The following is a 25,036-nucleotide window of genomic DNA, read 5'->3' on the forward strand; positions in this document are numbered from 1 at the left end:
ACATCAGTACTTTCGACCATGCTTACCCTCGACAAAGAAACATTCTCTTACTGGGTCACTCACCCCGACGACCTTGCGCCTACTGACTTTGTACAACTACAGGAGAGTCTGGAGACGTATCCCTATTGCCAAACACTGTATACCTTAGCGGCTAAAGCGGCATCAGTTCATCAGCGGAGCCAGGCCGTCCCGTTTGTGCGTCAGGCGGCTGCCCATGCCTTAAGCCGGAATGCGTTGCGGAAGCTCATTGAGAATGAATTTCAATGGTCGGAAAACCTGCTGACGAAGCTCAATGAATTGTCGGCCAGGCACGTACCGGTTCCCGATGATTACCAGCAGGAGAGCTACGCTCTTTTTAAATCCAAAGCGGGCGTTAGTAATGGATTCCCCAAATTACCTCTGTTGAGGTTACCCGGCCAGACTCCCGAGCCTATAGTTACCACACCTACCCCAGAAGACCCAACATTGATCGAAACCAACCTACAGAACGACCTTGCACAAATTGCGGAAGCAACGCCCGCTCAACCAACACTATCCCCCGCCGATATTGAACGCCAGCGCCAGCTAGACCTGATTGATAGCTTCATTAAGAAAGAACCCCGCATATCGCCTGTACGGACAAAACCCGGCGAACCCCACACACAGGAGGATTTGACCAAACGGACAAAGCCCGTTGGCGGTAGTCTGGTTACGGAAAGTTTTGCCCGGATTTTGGAAAAGCAGGGAAAACTTGACAAAGCCCGGGAAATCTACGAGAAACTAATGGTGAAAAACCCAGAAAAAAAGGCGTACTTTGCGGCAAAAATTAGCAAATTAATGAGTGCGGACGGAGGATCGACTGAATCGTGAAACCACTCCTATTAGCTGTTAACTATTTGTCCTAACTGTTTAACGCACCGGCGACCCGGTAGCTACTGATTTCATGATAACGGCAACTATTGTCATCATTTGTATTCTCACCGTTCTTCTGATTCTAATTGTACTTATTCAGAACTCAAAAGGCGGAGGCCTGGCTGGCGAATTTGGCGGCTTAGGCTCTAACCAATTAATGGGTGTAAAGAAAACGACGGATTTGCTGGAGCAAATTACGTGGGGCCTTGGCGTCGCCGTTATGGTCCTGTCGCTGGCTTCTTACATTATGATCGATCGCACACAGGTAGGCGGCATCAACAGCGCTAACGTTGATCGGGCACAAACCCAGACACTGCCAGGCGCAGCGGCTCCAACACCCGTTCCCAGCGCAGCAAACGGCGCGGCTCCTAGCCAGGCTGCACCCGGTGCACAGACACCAGGCGCATCGACTTCGGCGTTGACACCCCAGAAGTAAGCCTGTACTTCACACAGAAAAAGCCGTATCCTGAGGGTACGGCTTTTTCTGTATAACTAGGCCATCGCCTGAACCAATAATTGCCGAGCAATGGGCAACAACGTTTCCTGAATGGGATAACTCGTTTGGCTCTCCAGCATAAAGGTGGCCGGATTAGGCATGTGTCGATGCCGCCGAATCAAATCGAGCTTGATGTTCTCAACAGTATTTACCAGGCTTTTGCTGACAGCCTCGATAAAACGCATTTGTACCAGCCGCCCACCCGGTTCCTGATCCGAATAGAGTGTCAGGCAAAAATAATATACCTGCGTCTCAGCCTGGTCGGTTGTCTGCAGGAGTAAATAACCTTCCTCCGGGCGTAGCGGCAATAAACCTACGGGAGCCAGTAATAAGGAATTGGCAATCTCGAGCCACCGTTGCTGGCCTTCGGTTAGCATGGCCTGGAAGCGCGGCAAGGCAAATTCCATGATCGCATCTACCTCGGTCATAAATGACGGGTCCGTTACCTCGGATTTATATTCGATTCGGGGCGGGGGGCCTGTAACTCGGCTAACCCGCTTGGGGAAAGCCGCATTTAGCGTACCTTTGCCCCTCGAAAAACGAATACCTGCGTCGTAATGACTGCGCAGTTCAGGTAGGTCCGGACAAAGTTTGTGTTCAACAAAGTTCTTCTGAACCGCCTGTAAGTATGCCATCACGACATACTTCTGATATTCGGCGTCAAGCCAATTTTGCGTAAACCAGTCAGGTTGTAATTTTTTCATAAACCAGCGTACTTATTTTTTTAGGTATATGATTTTGTTAAACTAACTAATGATTGGGAAACTGCCAAATTCTGTTCGTTGAAAATGCACCATTTGCCGAATGAAGTTTATTGAATAGAGGTAATGGCAGTATGGCAGACTTAAACCGGAAAATTTGGCAGTTTAACGTATTGGCACAGTAATTGGCGATCGAGAATCGTCGTGTAAGTACAAAACACAAACAGTTAAAAACCTTAATCAACTCATTATCATGGTAGCAGAAACGGAAAGCGTTAAAGTGAACGTGAAACCGCTGGCCGACCGGGTGCTGGTAGAAGCCGCACCGGCCGAAGAAAAAACGTCGTTCGGAATTATCATTCCTGACACAGCTAAAGAAAAGCCACAGCGTGGGACAGTCGTTGCCGTTGGTGCAGGTAAGAAAGATGAGCCCCTAACGGTTCAGGTAGGCGATACGGTGTTGTATGGCAAATATGCCGGTACAGAAATCACCGTCGATGGTAAAGAGTACCTCATCATGCGTGAATCCGACATTTTCGCAATCCTTTAATTCAGTTCGTCGTTCGTTGTTTGTGCTTCGCGTAAGTCCCGGCTGGGAACCGCAACTACAAACTGTAAACCACAAACTTTTCAAACTCTAAGAAACAATGGCTAAGAAAATATTTTTTGATACTGAAGCGCGTGAGCGGATCAAGAAGGGTGTAGATACCCTTGCCGATGCGGTAAAAGTAACCCTCGGACCTAAAGGCCGGAACGTAATTCTGGATAAAAAATTCGGCTCACCTGTTATCACCAAAGATGGTGTAACGGTAGCTAAAGAAATTGAACTGAAAGACGCCATGGAAAACATGGGTGCTCAGTTGGTAAAAGAAGTAGCCTCGAAAACAGCTGATTCAGCTGGTGATGGTACAACGACAGCTACCGTTTTAGCCCAGGCGATCTATTCGATCGGTGCGAAAAACGTTGCGGCTGGTGCTAACCCGATGGATCTGAAGCGTGGTATCGACAAAGCCGTCATTGCTGTTGTTAAAAACCTGGCTGAACAGGCACAAACCATTGGTGACGATTTCGGTAAAATCGAACAGGTAGCGACTATCTCGGCTAACCACGATGAAGAAATCGGTACAATGATTGCCGAAGCCATGAAAAAAGTTGGCAAAGAAGGCGTTATCACGGTTGAAGAAGCGCGCGGAACGGAAACGGAAGTGAAAACCGTAGAAGGGATGCAGTTCGACCGGGGTTACCTGTCTCCTTACTTCGTAACGAACACCGAGAAAATGGAAGTTGAGCTGGAACGCCCGTTCATCCTGATTTCGGAGAAGAAAGTTTCGTCGATGAAAGAGTTGCTGCCCGTTCTGGAGCAAGTTGCTCAAACAGGCCGCCCGCTGCTGATCATCGCTGAAGATGTTGACGGTGAAGCCCTGGCTACGCTGGTAGTTAACAAAATCCGTGGTGCCCTGAAAGTAGCTGCCGTTAAAGCGCCTGGTTTTGGTGACCGTCGGAAAGCTATGCTGGAAGACATCGCTATCCTGACGGGTGGTCAAGTCATCAGCGAAGAGCGCGGTTTCAAACTCGAAAACGCTTCGATCGAATACCTGGGTCAGGCTGAAAAAATCCTGATCGACAAAGACAATACGACTATTGTCAATGGTGTTGGTGAGAAAGACAATATCACAGGTCGCGTAAATCAAATTAAAGCCCAAATCGAAAACACGACATCGGACTACGACCGCGAGAAATTGCAGGAGCGTCTGGCCAAACTGTCGGGTGGTGTGGCTATCCTCTACATCGGTGCTGCTACCGAAGTAGAAATGAAAGAAAAGAAAGACCGCGTTGACGATGCTCTGCACGCAACCCGTGCTGCCGTTGAAGAAGGTATCGTAACAGGTGGTGGTATTGCGCTGATCCGCGCGATCTCGGCGCTGGATGCGATCAACTCGATCAACGAAGACGAAAAAACGGGTATCAATATCATCCGTGTCGCTCTCGAATCTCCGCTGCGGACTATCGTTGCTAACGCCGGTGGCGAAGGTTCGGTTATCGTGAACAAAGTGAAAGATGGTCAGGGTGGCTTCGGTTACAACGCCAAGAACGATACGTTCGAAGATCTGTTTGCCGCTGGTGTAATCGATCCGAAGAAAGTAACCCGTCTGGCTCTGGAAAACGCAGCGTCTATTGCTGGTCTGTTGTTGACAACGGAATGTGTTATCGCCGACGAGCCAGAAGAAGCGCCAGCCGGTGGTGGTCATGGTCACCCAGGTGGTGGCGGCATGGGCGGCATGATGTAATTCAGCAGCTTTTAATAAACAAAAAAGTCCCCGGTCAAGTTGACCGGGGACTTTTTTGTTTATTAAAAGCTATGTATGCCTTCTGCTATATTGCTGCTTCCTAACGAAAAATCTGACTTACTGGCAAACAAAAAAGCCAAGCGAGACACTCTCTTGGCTTTCTGATTTACTCAACGTTATGAAAAACTTTTCTTTTCGACACAATGATAAAACAAAAATACGAAAAATTGATTCTTTTTCTTAATTATTTTTTTAATTAAAACAGCAAGACGCTGATAAACAAGATATTATGCATGAACAAATACTTAAAAGAACGCAAAAATTTAAGTATATTTACCTAATAGACTTATCAAAATAGTTTTGGAGACGCCTTCACTATGTAAATAAAATTCCATCCCGGATGGTCACTGTTCGGTCGGCTAATGCGGCAAGCCCTTCATTATGCGTCACGATGATAAACGTCTGGCCAAGCTCATCACGGAGCCGAAAAAATAACTGATGAAGTTCTTCAGCATTCCGCGAATCGAGATTCCCACTGGGTTCATCGGCAAAAACGATAGCAGGCTCATTGATCAATGCCCGCGCTACAGCAGCCCGTTGCTGCTCTCCACCCGACATTTGTGAGGGAAGATTGGTAAGGCGATGTTGCAGGCCAAGCGTCGTAAGCAATGATTCGGCACGTTGCCGCACTGCCTGCTCATCTTTCCCGGCGATAAAACCAGGCAGGCACACGTTTTCGATGGCCGTAAATTCAGGTAACAGATTGTTGAACTGAAACACAAAACCGATGCGCTCGTTGCGGAACTGTGCTAGTTGACGATCATTGAGCGTAAAAACGTTCTGGCCAGCAATGTGCAACTCGCCGGAATCAGGCCGGTCCAGTGTGCCAAGAATTTGCAATAAGGTGGTTTTACCGGCTCCAGATGCGCCCACGATAGACACAACCTCGCCCGGTTCGATGGTTAAATTGATACCTTTAAGGACGGGCAAATCACCGTAATTCCGGCGAATATCTGTTGTGTGAAGGATTGGTTGCATTAGAGAATTATAAATGATAAAGGATGAATGATGATGTGACGCTCGCAGGCTGATAAATGATGAATAGCCTACATCGGCCTTCCATTCATCATTTATCATTCATAATTCATCATTTCCAATTAACTTGCCGCACAAAAATACGATTTCCAATCCTCCTTGTTGCAGTTGTCATGAATATACACGAGTATCAGGGCAAAGAAATTCTCAAAAAGTACGGTGTCCGCATTCAGGAGGGCATTGTCGCTGAGTCGCCCGAGAAAGCCGTTGAAGCCGCCAAACTCCTGATCGCTCAATCAGGTCAGAAGTTCGTTGTGGTTAAGTCGCAGATCCACGCGGGTGGGCGCGGAAAAGGCCAGATCGTCGGCTCTGAGCAACGTGGTGTTGCTTTGGCCAAATCGGTAGATGCCGTACGCGACATTACCAAGAACCTCATCGGTAATGTGCTGGTTACGCACCAGACTGGTCCGGAAGGTAAACGGGTGAATAAAGTTCTCATCGCTGAGGATGTGTATTATCCGGGACCATCGGACCCGAAAGAAATGTACATCGGTATCCTGCTCGATCGGACAAAAGCCTGCAACGTGATCATGGCCAGTACCGAAGGCGGTATGGACATTGAAGAAGTAGCCGAACATACGCCCGAAAAAATTGTAAAAGAGTGGATTGATCCAGCGGTTGGCTTACAGCCTTTTCAGGCGCGCAAAGTGGCTTTCGGTCTTGGACTCGAAGGCGAGGCATTTAAAGAAATGGTGAAATTCGTGACCTCGCTTTACAAAGCATACGTGGATACGGATGCTTCGATGTTCGAGATCAACCCGGTGCTAAAAACGTCGGACAATAAGATTCTGGCCGTTGACGCCAAGGTAAACCTAGACGACAACGCCCTCTATCGCCATCCTGAACTGAAAGCGATGCGGGATTTGGCCGAAGAAGATCCGCTCGAAGTAGAAGCGTCTGCGAATGACCTGAACTACGTAAAACTCGACGGTAACGTCGGTTGTATGGTAAACGGCGCAGGTCTGGCCATGGCGACCATGGATATTATCAAACTATCGGGTGGCGAACCGGCCAACTTCCTCGATGTTGGGGGCGGTGCCAATGCTAAAACGGTGGAAGCCGGTTTCCGGATTATCCTGAAAGACCCGAACGTAAAAGCCATTCTGATCAATATCTTCGGTGGTATCGTTCGTTGCGACCGTGTGGCCACGGGTGTTGTGGAAGCTTACAAAGCGATCGGCGATATTCCAGTGCCAATCATCGTTCGTTTGCAGGGTACAAATGCCGAAGAAGGCGCGAAAATCATCGACGAATCAGGCTTGAAAGTACAATCAGCCGTTCTGCTGAAAGAAGCCGCCGAGAAAGTACGTCAGGTAATCGCGGGATTATAATCAATATAGCCGGCACCATCTTGCTGTCGTATACAACTAAAAAAGCCGGAGTGTAAACTCCGGCTTTTTTAGTTGTTACAGGCTCAGTGCGTTATCGGGCACTGGCATAATATTTTTGGGCGTCGGGCAGCAACTTCTGTAAGTCAGCGATCCGACGTTCGTCGGATGGGTGATCCGACAAGAATTCAGCGGGTGCTTTCCCCCCACCTGCTTTGGCCATCCGTGTCCAGAACGTAATTGCTTCTCTTGGATCATAACCTGCCATCGACATAAAAATCAGCCCTAAGTGATCGGCTTCTGATTCCTGTTTACGGCTGTGAGGAAGACCTACGCCATATTGGTAGGCTAACGGCCCAACGACTCCGAATGCCTGCTGGAATATAGCCTGTGTCTGTGCACTTTTACCCGATGTACCAATACCAGTTGCTACCTGACCAGCCTGAAGAAGACCATTGGCCACTAATCCTTCACTCATCCGTTCGTTACCGTGTTCGGCGATGGCGTGAGAAACCTCGTGCCCCAATACCGTAGCCAAACCAGCTTCGTTCTGCGTGTAGGGTAAGATACCCGAATAAACGACGATTTTACCGCCGGGCATACACCAGGCATTTACCTGATTACTTTGTACCAGGTGATATTCCCATTTGAATCCTTCGAGTCGTTTGCTGTAGCCATTACTGTTCATGTAACTTTCAACGGCCCGACGAATCCGATCACCAACGCGGTTAACCATCTCCGCATCGCCGTTGCTGGTGCTAACAACCTTACTTGTATCCAGGAATGCTTTGTATTGCGTAAAGCTCATTGAAAGCATGTCATTGTTAGGCACTAAAATCAGTTGCTTTCGCCCCGTTAAAGGTACTTTCTCGCAGGCAGTAACTGCAAACGCGAGTGACAACATGACAATTATGACTTTTTTCATTTTTATGTGTTTTTAATGGTAGTATATTCTGACGTTATATGACGTGCAAAGTACTAGAATTGTTCAAATTTTTATAGACCGATGCGGTCGACCCCTCTTTAGTCCTTAGATTTGTAGCATTTGAATTGGTTTAATGTAACGCGGACATCCTGTCCGCACAGATGCGGACAGGATGTCCGCGTTACTCTATGAAAATTATTTGCGTTGGCCGGAATTACGTCGAACATATCAAAGAGCTCAACAACGAACAGCCCGAAGATCCCGTCATTTTCATGAAGCCCGAAACGGCCATTCCTCTGAAACATGAGCCCTTCTTCTATCCGGACTTTTCGACAGACGTTCATCACGAAGTTGAGATCCTGGTGAAAATCAATCGGGTCGGCAAGAACATCGACGAGAAATTCGCTCATAAATATTATGACGAAATTGGCGTTGGTATCGACTTTACCGCCCGTGACGTGCAGAGTAAACTGAAGGCCAAAGGTTTACCCTGGGAGCTGGCGAAAGGCTTCAATGGCTCCGCGCCTATTTCGAACTTTGTGCCTAAAACCAGTTTCCCTGATTTACAGAATCTGAATTTTCGGCTGGACATCAACGGCGAAACCCGCCAGGTGGGGAATACGAGCCTGATGCTGTTCAAGATCGATTACCTAATTTCGTTTGTGTCGCGGTATTTTTTGCTGCAACAGGGCGACATCCTGTTTACAGGCACGCCTAAAGGCGTTGGCCCCGTTCAGGTAGGTGACCGACTGACGGCATTTATTGAAGACAACCCAATGCTCACGTTTGACGTAAAATAAGCGTTCCTGTTCCGTTGGGCTCTTCATAGCGCCTGACCAACGCTGCTGTTTCCAATTGACCTTGCTTTTGAAACAAAAACTAATTTATAATCTGGTAGTGGCTGCTCTGTTCGGCTCGGGGCTAGCCATTGGGCAAACCAGTCCTCCTTCGACGCCAGCAAAGTCAGCCACCCAGACAGGCTATATCCAACCCGGCACGATCGAGACCGGGTATTTTAAATTTCCAATTCAGCCTGGTGGCGCGAATTCCCTGTCGGGCGGTATGGGCGATTTGCGCCCCAATCACTTTCATGCGGGCCTGGATATTCGTACCGGTGGACGCGAAGGACTGGATGTCCATGCGGCTGCAGATGGGTATGTGTCGAGGATTGCGGTTTTTACGGGTGGCTACGGCAATGTCGTTTTCATTAAACACCTCAATGGCCTGACTACCGTATACGGCCATTTGAAGACCCTGAAGGATACACTCGGCATTTACTTACGCGAGCAGCAGTATCAGAAAAAAACCTTTGAGATTGATCTCCGCCCACAACCTGGCCAGTTTCCGGTCAGGCAGGGCGATGTAATTGCGGCATCGGGCAATACGGGTGGGTCGGGTGGACCGCACCTCCATTTCGAAATACGGGATGCCAAAGACAACCTGATTAACCCATTGCTGTATGGGTTTTCAGAAATTCAGGACAACGTACCGCCTTATTTCGAACGGATTGCCATGAAAACGATGACGCCCACATCGCGCATCAATGGCGAGTACCAACGCGTTAGTTACGCACCTGTTCGCCAGCCCGATGGTTCGTATGCAATAACGAAACCCATCACGGCGTCGGGCCTGATCGGGCTGGAGGTATTAGCCTACGACAAAACGAGCGGCTCCCCGTATCGAAATGGCATCAGTTGTCTGGAAATAAGGCTCGATGGCCGCGAAGTGTTTTCCTACAACATGAACAGTTTCCCGAATGAGCAAACCCGGTTTATGAACATCCACGAAAACTACGAAGTGGAGCAGATGACTGGCCAGCGTTACCACCGGGCTTACATTGCGGATGGGAATAGCCTGAATTTATACAAGCTACAAAGCAATGCCGCCTATCGGGGCCGATTGCCGTTGCTAGATGGGCAATCGCACGAGGTTACGTTAATTCTTTACGATGCCTATGATCACTCCGCCAAATTGACGTTTACGATCATGCCCGAAGTGGCGACGACGAATCCGCCCCGGACAGACTCCATAGCCGTTCAGCCTGTAGATTATGCATCGGAATCCGCCAATGGAGAAACAGCCGCTACGGTTACCACCGACGAGAATGTGTTGAAGATAACGGTCCGTAATATAGTGGCAGGCAATGCCCCGATCGCTAAACTTATCACAGGCCGCACCGTTGTGGAACAACCGGTTAGTTATGTTCGTAACAACCAAGCCGTTTATCTTATAGATTTGCGGCAGACTTTACCTGATTCAGTTCAATTTGGCCGGGGTGTGATCCGAACAAATTTCAAAAAACGGGTCATACCGGGTCGGGCTGAAGTCGTTACCGATGGAAACACGCGGCTGGAGTTTGGCGCCAAGACCTTATTCGATACCTTGCATCTGGCCGTGCGGCCCTTGCCGGGCGGAGGAGTCGAAATTAACCAGCCGACGATTCCACTCAACGATTATCTGACGGTTCAGTATGTACCCAATTATCCGATTGCCATTGATACCATGCGAACCAAAGCGTATTGGGTAAGTGGCGGCCGCGAAAGCTTTCTGGGAGGCAAATGGAACAAAGGTAAAATTGAATTTAAAACCCGTTCGCTGGGCCGCTTCCAGTTGATGACCGATGCGAATCCGCCATCGGTCGAGATTTTGAGCGCAACGCCCAAAGGCATAACGGCCAAAATAAGGGATGATCTGTCAGGAATTTCCGAATTTAGGGCGCTGGTAAATGGCGAATGGGTACTTATGCAATATGATTACAAACGAGCCTTGTTGTGGTCGGACAAACTGGATCCAGACGAGCCGTTCGAAGACGGTGCCGAAGTGCTGGTTCAGGTTAAAGATCGCGCGGGAAACATTGGCTCCGACAGTACAACCATTGATGTACCCCGCCCACCGGTGAAGCATAAAGCCGCGCCGAAAAAGGGGCGCAAAAGACGATGAAGCAGTAACAAGTTTGTGCTTTGTTGTTCGTCGTTTGTGTACTGACGGCGAACAACAAACCATAAACGACAAACCATAAACTTAATGAGCCTACACATCGGTGACCCTGCTCCTGACTTTACGAGTACTGACCAGAACGGCCAGCCCATCAAACTGTCTGACTATCGGGGTAAAAAAGTAGTGCTCTACTTTTATCCCAAAGACAACACACCCGGTTGTACGGCTCAGGCTTGTAGTCTTCGCGATAACTATTCCGATTTGAGGGTGGCCGGATACGAGGTGCTGGGCGTGAGCGTCGATGATCAGAAATCTCACCAAAAGTTTATCAGCAAATACGAGTTGCCATTCACACTTGTAGCCGATACCGATATGAAAGTGGCCGAAGCGTATGAGGTCTGGAAGGAAAAATCCATGTACGGGCGTACGTATATGGGCACTGTCCGAACAACGTTTCTAATCGATGAAAATGGTATAATCACCGACATCATCAACAAAGTAGATACCAAGAACCACGCAGAACAGATTTTACCTTAACGCGATCCTTCCGTCGGGCACACCTAATGTTGTGCAGGCAGAAACTCGCCATCGTTGATTAAAAAAGCGGGCTTCTACCCGCATTACTACATGGAAATAGACCAACTCAAACACACTGCAACCGCCGTTCGGCGTGACATTCTTCGCATGGTTGCGGCCGTTAACTCCGGGCACCCCGGCGGTTCTTTAGGCTGCACTGATTTTCTGGTCGCCTTATATTTCGAGGTGATGAACCGAAAAAAAGACGCAGAAGGTAACCCTATTTTCGACATGGATGGTCGGGATGAAGACATCTTCTTCCTGTCGAATGGCCACATTTCGCCGGTATTTTATTCGGTGCTGGCGCGGGCGGGTTATTTCCCTATTTCGGAATTGGCTACGTTCCGGAAGCTCGATAGCCGGTTGCAGGGTCACCCAACCACGGCCGAACATCTGCCGGGTATCCGTATTGCGTCGGGTTCACTGGGCCAGGGTTTATCAGTAGCCAGCGGTGCGGCTTATTCCAAAAAACTGAATGGCGACAAAAGCCACGTCTACGTACTGATGGGCGATGGCGAGCAACAGGAAGGTCAGGTTTGGGAAGCTGCTCAGTTTGCGCCAAACAAAAAACTGGGCAACCTGACCGCGATCATCGACCTTAACCACGCTCAGATTGACGGCACGACCGACAACGTAAACAGCAACCGCGACTTGGCGGCCAAATACCGGGCGTTCGGCTGGTTTGTCGACGAGATGGAAGGCAACGACATTGAAGACGTCATTCGGACACTCAAGAAGTCGCAGGAAAACCCCGAAGTACCGACCATGATTCTGATGCACACCGAAATGGGCTTCGGCGTCGAGTACATGGTGGGTAACTACAAATGGCACGGCACGGCCCCCAACGCTGACCAATTGACGCAGGCGCTTAACGGGCTGCCCTTGTCGATTGGCGTAACGGATTATTGATTGTACCAAACAGCATCCTGCTGTTTGGTACACAGACACATGAAAATCAAACGCCTGGTCATCGAAAATTTCAAGTCCATTGAACGGATCGAGCTCATTGAGCCGAATCCGTTCACGGTCTTTGTTGGCCCTAACGGGTCGGGCAAATCGAATATTTTCGAGTCTTTGGAGTTTGTGAATCTATATTATAAACTAGGCGACTTAGCTGAAAGTCTATTTGGAGGTAAAAGTACTTTTCTAAACAGACGTAATAACAGACCAGTAAACTTTGTTTCTGACTTAGGCGGGGTGAATGTCATTCTTAAACAAGAAGATAAAGAGCAAGAGTATGAATCGTGGGCATTATCGAATAAATCAGTCTATAAACTAGGGGATTTTAAACTTGCAGATTGGTTTTACGAGTCCTTCTCTCGGATTTTCATCAAAAATATGGCTTCACAAAAGTTATCATTTAATGACGATCTGCGTCTTTCTCTGTCTGCAAGTAATCTTGAAAAAGTCCTCAAACGTATCTTAACTAATAAGATATTAAAAGACGAAATCTTCGAGTGGCTGGAGTTATTTGTTCCCGGCTTCAAAGCCGTTGAAGTAGATGATCGGGATGAGCTTCATTGGTTTGAAGAATTTTCTCCAGACTATTTCACTAAGGATTTAATTTCCGACGGTACTTACAACATTCTTGCTTTATTAACCGCAGTTTACCAAAGTGACGAACCTCAGTTTTTGTGCATTGAGGAACCTGAGAATGGGTTGCATCCAGATGTAATTAAGGAATTGGTTAATCTTTGTCGATATGCTTGTGAGCAACAAGGTCACTACATCTGGTTAAACACACACTCGCAAACCTTAGCTTCTCAATTAACAGCCGACGAAATCATTGTTGTCGATAAGGTGAAAGGAGCTACCCAGACTAAACAATTTAAAGGTCATGACTTTCATGGCTTAAGAATGGATGAAGCCTGGCTAATGAATGCTCTCGGAGGTGGGCTTCCGTGGTAAGAATAGGTTTCATTTGTGAAGGAAAAACTGAGAAAAACATTATTGAATCAATTAATTTCCAGCAGTGGCTACGCTTAAATGGTTTTGAATGTTTACTGCCAATCATCGACGCAAAAGGAAATGGCAATTTGCTTCCTCATCGAATTGAAGCCTTACGTCAGGAGTTACTTGATCGAAATGTTCAGAAAATAATCGTTCTAACGGACTTAGATGCTGATAGTTGTATTTCGTTGACACGACAGCGCATCAGTGAGCGTGACGATCAAATTATTATTGTTGCCGTTAAACAGATTGAATCTTGGTTTCTAGGTGATACGCCAACTTTACAGGCTTTACTTAACGATTCGGCCTTCAAATTTGATCAACCAGAACAAGAAGTGAATCCATTTTCGACACTTCAGCAACTGCTTCTAGCGAAAACCAATCGTGGTGTAGGCAGTAAAAGTATTCTAGTAAGCCGAATGTTAAAATACGGCTTCACCGTCGAGAATGCAGCCAGACACCCGAACTGCTCAAGTGCCAGTTATTTTTTGACCAAATTGCAAACCCTCGCTTCGGCGAACTAACAGATAGACGCAAGGGATTGCGTCTCTACACAGACCATGAAAAAATACGAATACACGGAGAAAAAAGATACGCGTTCGGGCTTCGGCGCGGGCATCGCTGAATTAGGCCGCTCTCATCCAAACGTTGTTGCGCTAACCGCCGATCTGGCCGGTTCGCTCAAACTGGATGTTTTCATCAAAGAAAACCCGGAGCGCTTCGTTCAGTGCGGGATTGCCGAAGCCAACATGATTGGCGTATCAGCGGGGCTAACCATTGGTGGCCATATTCCCTTCGCGACAACGTTCGCCAACTTCGCTACGGGTCGGGTATACGACCAGATTCGCCAGTCGGTTGCTTACTCGAACAAGAACGTTAAAATATGCGCTTCGCACGCGGGTTTGACGCTTGGCGAAGATGGGGCCACCCACCAGATTCTGGAAGATTTGGGTATGATGAAAATGCTGCCCAACATGACCGTTATCAATCCCTGCGATTATAACCAGACCAAAGCGGCCACCCTCGCTATCGCCGACCACGTCGGGCCGGTTTACCTGCGCTTCGGCCGACCCGTCATTCCCGTGTTTACCCCCGCCGATCAGAAATTTGAGATTGGCAAGGCGTGGACCGTCAATGAAGGGAAAGATGTCTCGATCTTCTGCACGGGTCACCTTGTTTGGGAAGCCATCAAAGCGGGTGAAATGCTGGCCGAAGAAGGAATTGAGGCCGACATTATCAACATTCACACCATTAAACCGTTAGATGAAGAGGCTATCCTTGCCTCGGTGAAGAAAACGGGTTGTGCTGTATCGGCCGAAGAGCACATGATCAATGGCGGATTGGGCGATAGTGTTGCGCAGGTGTTAGCCCGCAACTACCCGGCCCCACTCGAATACGTGGGTGTGCATGACACCTTCGGCGAAAGCGCAACGCCTGACCAACTCATGCAGAAATATGGACTCACGGCTGATAAGATCGTTGAGCAAGTGAAAAAAGCAATGGCAAGAAAATAGGTTTACGGTTTGTGGTTTGTGGTTTGTCGTTGGCTGACGCCTGTAAGGTGCTTACGCGTCAGCCAACGACGAACTACAAACCACAAACCGTAAATCGTGAAACAATGACTGACGAAGAAATCCTCGCCAAATACCGCGACCCGTCGAGCCGGAACTACGCCTTTAATCTGCTGGTGCGCAAGTATCAACAGAAAATTTATTGGCATATCCGCAAAATGGTCATCGACCACGACGATGCGGATGATTTAGTGCAGGAAACATTTATTAAAGTCTGGAATAGTCTGGAACAGTTTCGGGGTGATAGTCAGTTATATACATGGGTGTACCGCATTGCCACCAATGAATGTCTGAACTTTCTTAACAAAAAACGCCGACGCTTTTTTCTGCCCATCGGCGATGTGGAAGGAGAGTTGATGGAAAAACTGGAAAGTAACTCCAGTTATGTCACATCGGGAAGCGAGCCTACTGGTGAAGAGGTACAGATGAAGTTACAAAAAGCGCTCCTCAAACTTCCTGATAAGCAGCGGCTTGTCTTCAACATGAAGTACTTCGATGACATGAAGTATGAAGAGATTGCTGACATTACCGGTACGTCTGTTGGTGCTCTGAAAGCGTCTTATCATCTGGCTGTAAAAAAGATAGAGGATTTTATCAAAAAAACTGATACAGCCGATTAAACCCGGGCCAGTCGATGCTGTCAAACACCTATAACCGAATTGGAATCGTGTAATACACACACCACTTACCATGAACGAGGATAACAACTTCCGGCTTGACGAATTACCACCAGAACACCCGATGCGGCAACATCCGTTTGCGGCACCGGATGGCTACTTCGACACGCTGCCCTCTCGGGTGCAGGCGCGTGTTATGCACAAGCCCAAACCAACCTTTAGTATCAGTTGGTCATGGCAACGCACCACAGCCTCATTAGTTGGTGCCAGTTTGATCGCTTTGTTAGTTTGGCAAACGTTGCCGCAACGCCAGGAATCGCTACCAAGCGAAGCACTGGCTGGCGTAAGTGACGATGTCATTACGGCCTATCTCGACGAGCAGGGTATCAATGCCGATGAGTTGGCCGATAGCCAGCAACTTCACTCTTCATTGGGCAACGATACAACGGCTATTCAGTATTTGAACGTGCGGCCCGCCGACATTCAGCAGCATATTAAGGACGAGGTTCTTTCGGACAATCCGAATGTAGGCTCCTGATTTATTTAGCATGGTTAACTTTACCGCGATGAAACACGCATGGATTGGCTGGATGATTGCCCTGACACTGACGACTCAACTCGCTACGGCACAGAGCGATCTCAATGGACGCCAGAAAATTGAATCAGCAAAGATTGGCTTGATTACCAATCGACTTAACCTGACTACCGATCAGGCCCCTCAGTTTTGGGCAGTTTACAACGAATACAACGCAAAGAAACAGGAACTGAACCGTCGGGTTCGGCAACTGACCAATGAACCCTCACGCACGAACCTGAACGAAAATCAACTGGTAAACGGCCTTCGCGAAGTCAATGCGACGAAGCAGAAACTGGCCGACCTCGATGAAGAATACATGAGCCGTTTCCTGAAAGTTATCAGCGCGCAACAACTGGCTGAATTGTACAAGACAGAGCAGATGTTCAACAAAATGCTTCTGAATAAATTGAACAACCAGAACTAGAACGCACTTATTATCAAAAGAAAAGCCTGACCGGAAATCCAGTCAGGCTTTTCTTTGTCTATTAAACCATTATTTACGTCCGCTTTATGGCGTTTTCAACGCATAGAGCTGGTTGAACAGCAGTTTGAATGTACCCTGCGCCTGAGCACGGAATGTAATTTCGGGACCAAAGGCAATTAATTTGCCCGAGCCAACCGGCGCCATAAACGCGGCAACACCATCCTGCAAATACCCTTGCCCCCAAGCCCAGCCACTACGCAATGGCTTAGCCGTTGAAAACCACGCCAACGGTTTTATTTCGCCTTTGGCAATGGCGTCAGGCGCTACTTTGAATACGGGACTGGCATCAAAATAAACATCCGTTTTTGTCGGCATACCCCAGGTAGCCTGTTGAGTTGAGTCGAGGCTCACCTGCAAAATACTACCCGGAATATAGTATTTCTCGGCTGGCAGCGGACGTTCCTGACCACTAGCGCTCATTTCAACCAGGGCATTTTTGACGGGTAAGCCAAGGTGATAGGCGAGGTTCGTACTTGTACCAATCGTTACGACGCTTCCACCTGCTTCCATGAACTGTTTCAACTTGGGGATTGACTTATCAGCAGTAATTTTGCCGAGCCACGGACGGTATTCACTGGGCAACTCTTCCGCTTTAGGCTCCCGTGAGGCCGGGAATTCACCTTCACCCCGACCACCAGTCGCATTGCCAACACTCGGAATAGCACGGGTTACGAACAGAATGACATCGTATTTCTTCCGTAAATCACCGGCATCAATGTCCTGCGCATAAACGAGCTGGATCGGAAAATGGTATTGTTCCATCAGCCAGCGGGTCCAGCCGGAAGGCATCGAACCGCCATACATGTCCCAAAGTGCAATGCGTTTGGGCGAAACCTTGATCATGGATGTCGATGGCTTCTTCGACAACCCTACCACATCGAGCCCCAATTCACTGGTCGCTTTATCGAGTACCGATTTTGCTTTTGCCGATGCCGGCACAAAGAATGAACCAGCCTCAACGCCCGATTTGTCCCCTACCCCATTGGGCAAACGGTATACATCGACGCCAGCCTTAAGCAGGTCATTAACGGCAATGAATGAGTTATTGGCCCGCGCTCCCAATACGTAGCCAGCCCCGGCCGCACCGTCCACGTGCCCCTTCGGTGCTTGCAGTTCGCCGTACGGCAGTTTCTTGAACGGACCATCGAATCCGTCCAGAACCCGGTCAAATTGAACACCCATCTGATAGGCAAGTGTCCAGCCAGCGGCATCATACGGACGAACGGGCGGACCACCGGGATACTGGAAATCATTGGGGTGATCCTGCGGCTCAAACATATCGATGATATGTGGTCGAAAAGCCTGATCGGTTTTTACAACGTAAGAACCCACCGGATACTTTTTGCCAGCTACCGAGAATTCGGCCGTCGCCTGCTGAATCTGGATACCCGTTTTGATCAGTGCGTTTACAAATTTCACGGCCGTCGGGAAATCAGGCTGGTCTGCCGTAATGATGAATCCACGTGGATCGCGCAGAACGGGCGCTTTCATGATCGTGTCATAATATTTAATCGGCATTCCACCACCACGGGGTAGTAATCCATTCTGGTCTGGATTGGCCAAAGCGCCGGCGCCGGGCGTCGCTTTCTTCTGAGCCGCCTGGTAAGCTTGTGTGATGGCGTCGATTCGTTTGGGCGATAAAGTCCAGTAGTCGTTGCTCCCCCGCTCAATCGAGTTTTTGCCCATCCGGTAAATGTTATACAGCAGTTCATCGGCGTGCCGGGCTGCGTAGTTCAGGGTAGCGTAGTTCAACGAAAGCGAGTAGTCGATTGACTGCTTAAAATGCCACTTTTGGGGCGTAACCGGGAACGGCGTATTGCCATTCGGAATCAATCGCTGCGGCACCAGGGGCACCTCTTCCGGGGTTGGATTGCCAATAATTTCAGTCAGCAGACCAATCATGTTGTGAAAGTGCGTGGTTGTCCGCAGTCCCCCATTATACCAGGTCGAAAAAACAGAACCACCAAGGCGTGTATAACCCGGCTTGTTTTCGGCATTCAGCCGGTTGATCATCGCGGCTCCCAACGCATCGATCCCGGTGATCATCAGTGGATCAAACACATAGTTGAACGGGTCGCGGTAAGGAGGCCCCGCCAGAACCGAACCGGCGGGTCCGCGCTGGTGGTGGTTATACATGATCTGCGGCATCCATTCTACGAACAACTGACGACCGATATTCTGAGATTCTTTCATGTTCATGATGAAGAAATCCCGGTTGTTGTCGTGCCCGACGTATTTCTGATACAGGCGGGGCAAATTATCCAGCGTACGTTTCTCGGGCGTCGGATTGCGCATATACCAGTTCGACACGATCTCCTGCCCGTCCGGGTTGGCGTGCGTCAACAGGATAACCACATTGTCGAGAATCTTCAGCGTTTCGGGATCTTTCCGGCTAACGAGTTGATAAGCCGTTTCAATGAGCTGGTGTGTGCCAACGGTCTCTGTAGCGTGCAAGCCCCCATCGATCCAGACAATGGCTTTCCCTTCGTTGGATAGGGCGCGGGCCTGTTCTTCACTGATGCCCTCGGCGCGGGCCAGCTTTTGGGAAATTTCCTTATACCTATCCAGCTTTTTGATATTTTCCGGCGACGAAACGATCAGCATAAACTGATGGCGCCCTTCTTCGGTCAGGCCGATGTCAACCAGCTTGGTCCGGTCCGAAGTTGCCAGCTTTTTAATGTAGGCTTCGGTCTGGGTATAAGTAGCCAGGTGGTAATCGTCGCCAATGGCAAAGCCAAAGTGCTCCTTGGGCGTTGGAATCGATTGTGCCTGAACAACCAGTACGCCCAGCGACAGCACCAACATAAACGAATGGAGAATTTTTTGAATCATAGAGGTATTGAATCGGGTAGTTGTGGTAACGCATACAAATTAGACACTTCTTTGCATAGACTACCGAATTTTTACTAATTTTTTTAATCTTATACCCTTTTTTCTATTGCCTTATACGCCATTGCCAAAATCAGCACTAAGTATTTATACTGTACAGTCCATTCGATAGCTTATCGTTCTAAACGCATAAAAAAAGGACTACCGCTGTGTAGTCCTTTTTTTATGCGTTTAGAAAAGTCTGTTATACATCCGTAGCACCAGTCTCTTTCCAGCTTCTGGACGTTGCCGAATCCAGCACCGCTTCACAAACTTTCTGGGTTTGCAACGCATCCAGAAAGGTAGGCGCACAAGGCTCGCCGGTTTCAAGACTCTTGAAGAAATCAGCAGCCTGGTGCACAAAGGTGTGTTCGTACCCGATGATGGTACCGGGAATCCACCACCGCTTCATATAGGGCTGATCGCTATCCGTGACGAGAATCGAACGCCAGCCCCGCACAATGGAATCATCCGAATGATCGAAATATTCCAGGCGGTTCATGTCATGTAAATCCCACCGTATGGACGCATGTTCGCCGTTAATTTCCAATGTATACAAGGCCTTATGCCCACGGGCGTAGCGCGTCGCTTCGAAAAGTCCCAACGAGCCGTTGCCAAAATGACAATGGAAGATACAGGCATCGTCGATACCAACTGGCTGTACTTTACCCGTTACCTGGTGCATGCGCTCTTTAACAAACGTTTCGGTAACGGCCGATACGTCCGTAATAGCCCCGTTCAGCCACATGGCCGTGTCGATGCAGTGGGCCAGGAGGTCACCGGTTACGCCCGACCCGGCCGCGTCGACGTCCATACGCCAGGTACCGGTTCCGCCCTGCGGCACATCCGCGCTGATCGTCCAGTCCTGCAGGAAGTTGGCCCGGTAATGAAAAATCTTGCCAAGCTTGCCCGAATCGATGATCTGCTTGGCCAGCGTAACGGCGGGCACACGCCGGTAGTTGTACCAGACTGTATTCTGAACACCTGCTTTTTCTACGGCGTCCACCATTTCCTGAGCTTCGGCCAGGGTTCGGGCGAGGGGTTTCTCGCACAGGATCATCTTCCCGGATGCGGCTGCGGCAATGGCAATTTCGGCATGGGTGTCGTTCGGGGTGCAAATATCGACGGCGTCAATATCATCGCGGGCAATGATCGCCCGCCAGTCGGTTTCGATGGACTCATAGCCCCACTGATCAGCAAATTTCTGTACACTCTCTTTGTTGCGCGAACAAACGGCTTTCAAGACCGGGCGGTATTCCAACTCAGGAAAAAAATCACCGATTCGTTTGTATCCGTTTGAGTGTGTCCGGCCCATTAAGCCAGCGCCTATCAAACCAATTCGTATCTCTTTCTTGGGTGTCATGTTGTTGGGGATTCGGTTTAGGGTATTCGGTTTACCGACTATTCACGCCAGCCGTGTTCATTTCGCACCTTGATCATCGTTCCCAGAATATCATTCCAGGTTTGCTGATTGTTCATCACGGCATTGGGGAACATGCAACCGTCCCAACAGATATGCTTAAATGCTTTGGTAAGTACGCCATTTTCGTCGCGTAACCAGTATCCGGCATCGTGAACGACATCGAGTTTGCCGTTTGGGTCCAACGCCTGACAGTGCCGACCGGTCTTATCGTGTGAGCCAGAGCCAAATACGGTACCGTCATTCTGAGCCACGTGGAAATCGATTGTCCACGGACGCAGGGCTTTTGTTATTGTTTTCAGGGCTTCTTCCAGCGTTTTCCGATCACTCCAGTCGAAGTCGGGGGGCAAAATACGATCCTGCTCGCGGTTATAGCCTAGTGTATACAACAAGGTATGGGCCATGTCAGCTTGAAAACCCATATTCGGGCGATCGACCGCTTCCAGCGTTTCGAGCATGGTTTTCCAGCTTTGCATCCCGCCCCAGCAGATTTCGCCTTCAGCGGCCAGCTTTTCGCCAAAGTCAGCAGCGACGTCGCAGGCTTCCCGGAACGTTTGCGCAATGATTTTTGAATTCCCTTCCGGATCGGCATCCCAAGCCTGGGGCGAGCTGGACGAGTCAATGCGCACAATGCCACTCGGCCGGATACCCAATTCGCGCAGCCGCTGCCCAAAGTGACAGGCTTTGCGCACCATCTCGACAAACGTAGCCCGTTCTTCTTTACTGCCCATGGCCGAACCCGCCCAGATGGGGGCTACCAGCGAACCAATTTCAAGGTTATAACCGGACACTTTATCCACCAGACGTTTGATGTCATCGTCCGTGCTATCAATATTGATATGGGGATCAAGCAGACCAATATCAATACCGTCGAATTTGACGCCGTCCACCTCAGCGGCAGCCGTCATTTCGAGCATGGTATCAAACGGAATGGGTGGCTCTGAATCCGGACCTTTCCCGACAATACCCGGCCAGGTCGCATTGTGGAGTTTAGGATAGTTATTCTCGTTCATGAGGGATTGGTTTGTAGGTTATAGATTGTGGTTTGTCATTTGTGGTTTACGGTTGCGTATCCGTGGCCCGTGTCATCATCCATGGCTCGTGTCATGGATACACGACGTAAACCGTAACCACAAACAGATTTTACAATACTAAATCAGGATTGCCGGGTCCAAAGTGTTTCAGCATCACAATCGGGTCCGTTGTCGAGGCATTTACGATGGTGACACCCGCCATGGCCGCTTTTTCGCTTACAAAAAACTCGTCATTTGTCAGCTGCCCGTACCGAATCAGCGCGGGTGTTTCAATGTCCCAGTCGTTTAGTTTACCGTGTCCCTGCATCATGATCAGGCCGTAGGCAGCACTGTCTTTGATGGTTACCGTCTGGCCGGGGAAAACAGTCAACTCTTTCGCACTGAAGGCATCGGACTTGTAACAAACCCAGTTTTCGACGTAGCCTTCCATTTCCTCAAGCGGCCGGGCGGGCAGGGGTTTCATGAACCGATTGGCCATCATCTGCGGATCAACGTTCAGGTCCCAGTCGATGGCTTCCATCAATTGGTCGAAATCACCGATGCGATCTTTGGGTGTCCCATTCCAGAGCAGCTCTTCCGGAATAATGGCTTCGTTTACCAGCGATTGATACATGGCGAAGACATCAGAGGCTTTCTGGGGCTCGTAGGTACACATACTACCCGGCGCATGAAGCAATCCCGGCGGTACGTCCCAACCCGTTCCCGGTTCCAGTCGATAGGCCGACGAATAATTCGTGATCTTGTTATCGCCTTTGGTGAAGTTTTGCAGGCACTCCTTTATTTGCTCTCTTGTGGTGCCGGGGGCAATCCCAAAAAATGTATAAGGAAAATCGCCACCGTGGTTATTGACCTGGGGCGGAAAATAATACGCTTCGGGTTTGCCCAATTGGCCAATTAGAGCCGCCTGTTCATCATTATGGTGCAGGTGATGCGGCAAAGGCCCCATGTTATCGAAAAACTTGGAGTACATTGGCCAGGCGCCATACTCGTTCCACAGACGGTCGCCGATCAGTTCCCCTTTCAATTCGTTTACGGCATCTTTCAGCAAAAACTGAACCTCCGCTCCTCCATCGTTGAACACAACGTGGCTCAAGCCTTCGTTTTCACCGGTCAACGGTCCATTTTTAGCGGGTGTCGTCGACGAGAACCAGCGTTCGTCGATGCCGCCCCGTTCGCCCCCCAGCACATAATAATCGTCGGGGTGCAGCTTAATTCGACGGCCAGGGACGCAGAAGGACCGGGGCACCCAGGTTGGAGTCAGCCGCAGGACGCCCTGCCCCTGTTCCAATGCTTTTTCTATCAAACTGAATGTTGTCGTTGTTTCCATACAGGTTTTATTAGTAATCTGCTTAGCGGTGTTTTGTCAGAAAGTCATTGAGAGCGGCTTTCTCATGTAAAATTTCAATTTCCAGATCGTATGAGCGGATTTCTCCGGGTGCCAGAAACAGGAGTTCCTGCTGTTCACGGGCTTTTGCCTGGCCGATCAGCGGATTGGTAGCGGGTTCGAGGCCGGTTACGTACTCCCCTTTCCCCCAATGCTGCCAGTTGATCAACCAGGGCAATTGGTCCTTGCGAAACCGCAATGCCATAGCTATACCCAGTTTCTCGTTGTGTAGACCAGTCGTACAAAGGCCTGACTGATCAGGAGTAGCGTTGATCGATGCGACGGCTTCACCCGTGCCGCTGTGCGTAGCCAGAGGAGCCGGACACTTACGAAAATCGTTGCCTTCGTGAAAAATTTCGGCGTTGATCCCACCATCACGGGCTTCCCAGTCCCCCTGCCAGATAATATCTGTGCCTTCATCGACCAGAGGCCAGCCGAAATTGAAGTGATACAGCAGCATGTGTGGCATGGGCGTGTTGCCCCGGTTGATAACTTCGTCGTGAATCCGAATATATGGCTGTCCCAACGTGCCCGATATAGTCCGTCTCAGTTCAAGGCTGGGGCCAAATATTTTCGTTTCCTTTATTCGGCCGGTGATACTCATGTCGAGTTGGCCGGTCAACAGATCGGGCTGGATAATGGATTCGATTTCAGCGGGGCTGTTGCTTATCTGTCCATGTAGGCCGCGTTCACCATAGGCATCCTGCTCGGGGCCGCCCACATGCGATAGCCCGCAGGTAATGAGCAAGCCACCCCCAAAGGTGCGGAGCCAGTCGGCACCCTTGTCCGAAAAAGGCTGGGGCGGGGTTATTCCCGTGTGACTGAGCCAGGCCAGGCTATGTTGATTATAGAAAGCATCAGCGATATCCATCGCCCGATCAATGACCACTTTATAGCGGAGGCCCGTTCCGGTATTGATCCAGGCGATGCGGGTGCCGCGCCCCGTTCCATTATCCAGAATGGATGTTTCGATTCCGCCTACTTGCGCCGGATTAGTGACTTTATCTGTCCAGGGTTGTTGAGTCAAGGGTAATGTACGGTTTACTGTTTGTGGTTTGTCGTTTACGGTTTGTGGTTGGCGGACCGGAGAAAGCAATACGCATGGGCTAGCTAACTACAAACCGTAAACCACAAACATATCTTACAACTGCTTCAGCATCAGGTTGCGGTATTGCACTTTCATGGGCGGGCCAACGTGTACCTGCACACCCAGAAGACCTTTGGCTTTGCCGTTAACGGTGTCTTCATCGGTGACATCACTCATGAGCACATCGTTAATGTAGTGTTGCAACCGATTGCCTTTTATGACCAGCCGAAACGTGTTCCAGTCTTCCGCTTTAATCTTCGTCTTCAGGGAGTCAGAATTTCCCAGCGAGCCGGTCACCGTTAAGGCACCCCAGGCGTTGTTCTTCACATTGGCCCGAACGGCTTCGGGTGTGGCGTCACCGGTATAGGCTGGAATCGTCGTTTTCTGACCACGATACGCCAGCGTAGTCCGCTTGCGCTCTTCATAGTTCTGACCGGTATAGCGATTCTTGCCATCGATATCGGCCTGATACCCGCGCAGCGCAAACGGGACATCGGTCAACTGATCGCTTCGGTAGTTAATGCCGGAGTTCCCATCGGAGGTGATATTGAACTCACCCTTGAACTCAAAATCGCCGGGTTCGCCACCCCGCCAAATGATAAAGTTGTTGGTTTTCAGGAGCGTTGTCGGGGTTATTTCGCCCACCAGATTGCCGTTCTCCACCCGCCAGTACGTCGGATCGCCGTCCCAGCCTTTCAGCGTTTTGCCATCGAATATCTGGACAAATCCGTCTTTACTCTTCTTTTGTGCTATGCAGGACGTTCCCAGACTTACCGTCAGGCCAACAGCCAGCATAAGCCCAAAACG

Annotated in this window: 24 protein-coding genes; 15 read left to right on the plus strand and 9 right to left on the minus strand. The window is 49.5% G+C overall.

What is annotated here, in order from left to right; all coding sequences use genetic code 11:
* Window positions 1–18: 18 nt before the first annotated feature.
* Window positions 19–849, plus strand: coding sequence for a hypothetical protein (locus tag ACYVAM_RS08325; RefSeq protein WP_461065826.1), 831 nt, complete (start codon window positions 19–21; stop codon window positions 847–849).
* 73 nt (window positions 850–922) lie between these two features.
* Entirely contained in the window at window positions 923–1,327 is a 405-nt protein-coding gene (gene secG / locus ACYVAM_RS08330; RefSeq protein WP_461065828.1) for a preprotein translocase subunit SecG, read from the plus strand.
* A gap of 56 nt (window positions 1,328–1,383) precedes the next feature.
* On the opposite strand, the gene ACYVAM_RS08335 is transcribed toward secG, so the two are convergent.
* Window positions 1,384–2,091, minus strand: coding sequence for a hypothetical protein (locus ACYVAM_RS08335; protein WP_461065830.1), 708 nt, complete (start codon window positions 2,089–2,091; stop codon window positions 1,384–1,386).
* Window positions 2,092–2,341: 250 nt separating this feature from the next.
* Here ACYVAM_RS08335 and ACYVAM_RS08340 point away from each other — a divergent pair, with 250 nt between their 5' ends.
* Both ACYVAM_RS08340 and groL read left to right on the plus strand, forming a co-directional pair.
* Window positions 2,342–2,638 (plus strand): co-chaperone GroES, encoded by a 297-nt coding sequence (locus ACYVAM_RS08340; RefSeq protein WP_012925587.1) that lies wholly within the window; start codon window positions 2,342–2,344, stop codon window positions 2,636–2,638.
* Between the two features lie 97 nt (window positions 2,639–2,735).
* A complete protein-coding gene (gene groL, locus ACYVAM_RS08345; RefSeq protein ID WP_461065832.1) occupies window positions 2,736–4,376 on the plus strand; it encodes a chaperonin GroEL in 1,641 nt (546 codons plus the stop codon).
* A 375-nt stretch (window positions 4,377–4,751) separates the two neighbouring features.
* Here groL and ACYVAM_RS08350 read toward each other — a convergent pair whose 3' ends face one another.
* Entirely contained in the window at window positions 4,752–5,414 is a 663-nt protein-coding gene (locus ACYVAM_RS08350) for an ABC transporter ATP-binding protein (RefSeq protein ID WP_461065834.1), read from the minus strand.
* 170 nt (window positions 5,415–5,584) lie between these two features.
* On the opposite strand from ACYVAM_RS08350, the gene sucC reads away from it, so the two are divergent.
* Window positions 5,585–6,802, plus strand: a complete 1,218-nt coding sequence (gene sucC, locus ACYVAM_RS08355; protein ID WP_046575739.1) for an ADP-forming succinate--CoA ligase subunit beta — start codon at window positions 5,585–5,587, stop codon at window positions 6,800–6,802.
* 91 nt (window positions 6,803–6,893) lie between these two features.
* Here the strand turns inward: sucC and ACYVAM_RS08360 are convergent, their stop codons facing one another.
* A complete protein-coding gene (locus ACYVAM_RS08360) occupies window positions 6,894–7,724 on the minus strand; it encodes a M48 family metallopeptidase (RefSeq protein WP_461065836.1) in 831 nt (276 codons plus the stop codon).
* Window positions 7,725–7,912: 188 nt separating this feature from the next.
* Here ACYVAM_RS08360 and ACYVAM_RS08365 point away from each other — a divergent pair, with 188 nt between their 5' ends.
* The 10 genes from ACYVAM_RS08365 to ACYVAM_RS08410 all read left to right on the plus strand — a co-directional run bounded on the left by ACYVAM_RS08365 (window position 7,913) and on the right by ACYVAM_RS08410 (window position 16,376).
* Window positions 7,913–8,524: a fumarylacetoacetate hydrolase family protein gene (locus tag ACYVAM_RS08365; RefSeq protein ID WP_461065838.1), complete on the plus strand. Its 612-nt coding sequence runs from the start codon at window positions 7,913–7,915 to the stop codon at window positions 8,522–8,524.
* Between the two features lie 67 nt (window positions 8,525–8,591).
* Window positions 8,592–10,664: a M23 family metallopeptidase gene (locus tag ACYVAM_RS08370; protein ID WP_461065840.1), complete on the plus strand. Its 2,073-nt coding sequence runs from the start codon at window positions 8,592–8,594 to the stop codon at window positions 10,662–10,664.
* A gap of 84 nt (window positions 10,665–10,748) precedes the next feature.
* Window positions 10,749–11,198, plus strand: a complete 450-nt coding sequence (gene bcp / locus ACYVAM_RS08375) for a thioredoxin-dependent thiol peroxidase (RefSeq protein WP_461065842.1) — start codon at window positions 10,749–10,751, stop codon at window positions 11,196–11,198.
* A gap of 90 nt (window positions 11,199–11,288) precedes the next feature.
* Complete coding sequence (locus ACYVAM_RS08380; RefSeq protein ID WP_461065844.1) at window positions 11,289–12,146, plus strand: transketolase; 858 nt, start codon at window positions 11,289–11,291, stop codon at window positions 12,144–12,146.
* Between the two features lie 39 nt (window positions 12,147–12,185).
* Window positions 12,186–13,145 carry an AAA family ATPase gene (locus ACYVAM_RS08385; RefSeq protein WP_461065846.1) on the plus strand — a complete coding sequence of 320 codons (960 nt, stop codon included), beginning with the start codon at window positions 12,186–12,188 and terminating at the stop codon, window positions 13,143–13,145.
* On the plus strand, window positions 13,139–13,711 hold the full coding sequence (locus ACYVAM_RS08390; protein ID WP_461065848.1) for a hypothetical protein: 573 nt from the start codon (window positions 13,139–13,141) through the stop codon (window positions 13,709–13,711). Before ACYVAM_RS08385 ends, ACYVAM_RS08390 begins: the two co-directional genes overlap by 7 nt.
* Window positions 13,712–13,747: 36 nt before the next feature.
* The gene (locus ACYVAM_RS08395; protein ID WP_461065850.1) at window positions 13,748–14,701 is read left to right on the plus strand and encodes a transketolase family protein; all 954 of its coding nucleotides are present in this window, start codon (window positions 13,748–13,750) and stop codon (window positions 14,699–14,701) included.
* A 104-nt stretch (window positions 14,702–14,805) separates the two neighbouring features.
* Window positions 14,806–15,378: an RNA polymerase sigma factor gene (locus tag ACYVAM_RS08400; RefSeq protein WP_460941019.1), complete on the plus strand. Its 573-nt coding sequence runs from the start codon at window positions 14,806–14,808 to the stop codon at window positions 15,376–15,378.
* A 70-nt stretch (window positions 15,379–15,448) separates the two neighbouring features.
* Window positions 15,449–15,913: a hypothetical protein gene (locus ACYVAM_RS08405; protein ID WP_461065852.1), complete on the plus strand. Its 465-nt coding sequence runs from the start codon at window positions 15,449–15,451 to the stop codon at window positions 15,911–15,913.
* 10 nt (window positions 15,914–15,923) lie between these two features.
* Window positions 15,924–16,376: a hypothetical protein gene (locus ACYVAM_RS08410; protein ID WP_461065854.1), complete on the plus strand. Its 453-nt coding sequence runs from the start codon at window positions 15,924–15,926 to the stop codon at window positions 16,374–16,376.
* Window positions 16,377–16,460: 84 nt separating this feature from the next.
* Here ACYVAM_RS08410 and ACYVAM_RS08415 read toward each other — a convergent pair whose 3' ends face one another.
* The 6 genes from ACYVAM_RS08415 to ACYVAM_RS08440 form a co-directional block, all read right to left on the minus strand.
* Complete coding sequence (locus ACYVAM_RS08415; RefSeq protein WP_461067042.1) at window positions 16,461–19,241, minus strand: M14 family metallopeptidase; 2,781 nt, start codon at window positions 19,239–19,241, stop codon at window positions 16,461–16,463.
* Between the two features lie 268 nt (window positions 19,242–19,509).
* Window positions 19,510–20,667 (minus strand): Gfo/Idh/MocA family protein, encoded by a 1,158-nt coding sequence (locus ACYVAM_RS08420; RefSeq protein ID WP_461065856.1) that lies wholly within the window; start codon window positions 20,665–20,667, stop codon window positions 19,510–19,512.
* 38 nt (window positions 20,668–20,705) lie between these two features.
* Window positions 20,706–21,737: a sugar phosphate isomerase/epimerase family protein gene (locus ACYVAM_RS08425; protein WP_461065858.1), complete on the minus strand. Its 1,032-nt coding sequence runs from the start codon at window positions 21,735–21,737 to the stop codon at window positions 20,706–20,708.
* A 130-nt stretch (window positions 21,738–21,867) separates the two neighbouring features.
* A complete protein-coding gene (locus ACYVAM_RS08430) occupies window positions 21,868–23,085 on the minus strand; it encodes a class I mannose-6-phosphate isomerase (protein WP_461065860.1) in 1,218 nt (405 codons plus the stop codon).
* Between the two features lie 22 nt (window positions 23,086–23,107).
* Window positions 23,108–24,169 (minus strand): aldose 1-epimerase family protein, encoded by a 1,062-nt coding sequence (locus ACYVAM_RS08435; protein ID WP_461065862.1) that lies wholly within the window; start codon window positions 24,167–24,169, stop codon window positions 23,108–23,110.
* A 114-nt stretch (window positions 24,170–24,283) separates the two neighbouring features.
* Window positions 24,284–25,024, minus strand: coding sequence for a 3-keto-disaccharide hydrolase (locus ACYVAM_RS08440; protein WP_461067044.1), 741 nt, complete (start codon window positions 25,022–25,024; stop codon window positions 24,284–24,286).
* Between the last annotated feature and the right edge of the window lie 12 nt (window positions 25,025–25,036).

The organism is Spirosoma horti, from assembly GCF_054776595.1.

Coding starts and splice junctions, on each gene's coding strand:
- ACYVAM_RS08415 (WP_461067042.1), bottom strand. CDS start 19,241: ATGTTGGTGCTGTCGCTGGGCGTACTGGTTGTTCAGGCACAATCGATT.
- ACYVAM_RS08365 (WP_461065838.1), top strand. CDS start 7,913: ATGAAAATTATTTGCGTTGGCCGGAATTACGTCGAACATATCAAAGAG.
- ACYVAM_RS08440 (WP_461067044.1), bottom strand. CDS start 25,024: ATGCTGGCTGTTGGCCTGACGGTAAGTCTGGGAACGTCCTGCATAGCA.
- groL (WP_461065832.1), top strand. CDS start 2,736: ATGGCTAAGAAAATATTTTTTGATACTGAAGCGCGTGAGCGGATCAAG.
- secG (WP_461065828.1), top strand. CDS start 923: ATGATAACGGCAACTATTGTCATCATTTGTATTCTCACCGTTCTTCTG.
- ACYVAM_RS08335 (WP_461065830.1), bottom strand. CDS start 2,091: ATGAAAAAATTACAACCTGACTGGTTTACGCAAAATTGGCTTGACGCC.
- ACYVAM_RS08430 (WP_461065860.1), bottom strand. CDS start 23,085: ATGGAAACAACGACAACATTCAGTTTGATAGAAAAAGCATTGGAACAG.
- ACYVAM_RS08410 (WP_461065854.1), top strand. CDS start 15,924: ATGGTTAACTTTACCGCGATGAAACACGCATGGATTGGCTGGATGATT.
- sucC (WP_046575739.1), top strand. CDS start 5,585: ATGAATATACACGAGTATCAGGGCAAAGAAATTCTCAAAAAGTACGGT.
- ACYVAM_RS08325 (WP_461065826.1), top strand. CDS start 19: ATGCTTACCCTCGACAAAGAAACATTCTCTTACTGGGTCACTCACCCC.
- ACYVAM_RS08395 (WP_461065850.1), top strand. CDS start 13,748: ATGAAAAAATACGAATACACGGAGAAAAAAGATACGCGTTCGGGCTTC.
- ACYVAM_RS08380 (WP_461065844.1), top strand. CDS start 11,289: ATGGAAATAGACCAACTCAAACACACTGCAACCGCCGTTCGGCGTGAC.
- ACYVAM_RS08400 (WP_460941019.1), top strand. CDS start 14,806: ATGACTGACGAAGAAATCCTCGCCAAATACCGCGACCCGTCGAGCCGG.
- ACYVAM_RS08340 (WP_012925587.1), top strand. CDS start 2,342: ATGGTAGCAGAAACGGAAAGCGTTAAAGTGAACGTGAAACCGCTGGCC.
- bcp (WP_461065842.1), top strand. CDS start 10,749: ATGAGCCTACACATCGGTGACCCTGCTCCTGACTTTACGAGTACTGAC.
- ACYVAM_RS08385 (WP_461065846.1), top strand. CDS start 12,186: ATGAAAATCAAACGCCTGGTCATCGAAAATTTCAAGTCCATTGAACGG.
- ACYVAM_RS08420 (WP_461065856.1), bottom strand. CDS start 20,667: ATGACACCCAAGAAAGAGATACGAATTGGTTTGATAGGCGCTGGCTTA.
- ACYVAM_RS08405 (WP_461065852.1), top strand. CDS start 15,449: ATGAACGAGGATAACAACTTCCGGCTTGACGAATTACCACCAGAACAC.
- ACYVAM_RS08360 (WP_461065836.1), bottom strand. CDS start 7,724: ATGAAAAAAGTCATAATTGTCATGTTGTCACTCGCGTTTGCAGTTACT.
- ACYVAM_RS08350 (WP_461065834.1), bottom strand. CDS start 5,414: ATGCAACCAATCCTTCACACAACAGATATTCGCCGGAATTACGGTGAT.
- ACYVAM_RS08425 (WP_461065858.1), bottom strand. CDS start 21,737: ATGAACGAGAATAACTATCCTAAACTCCACAATGCGACCTGGCCGGGT.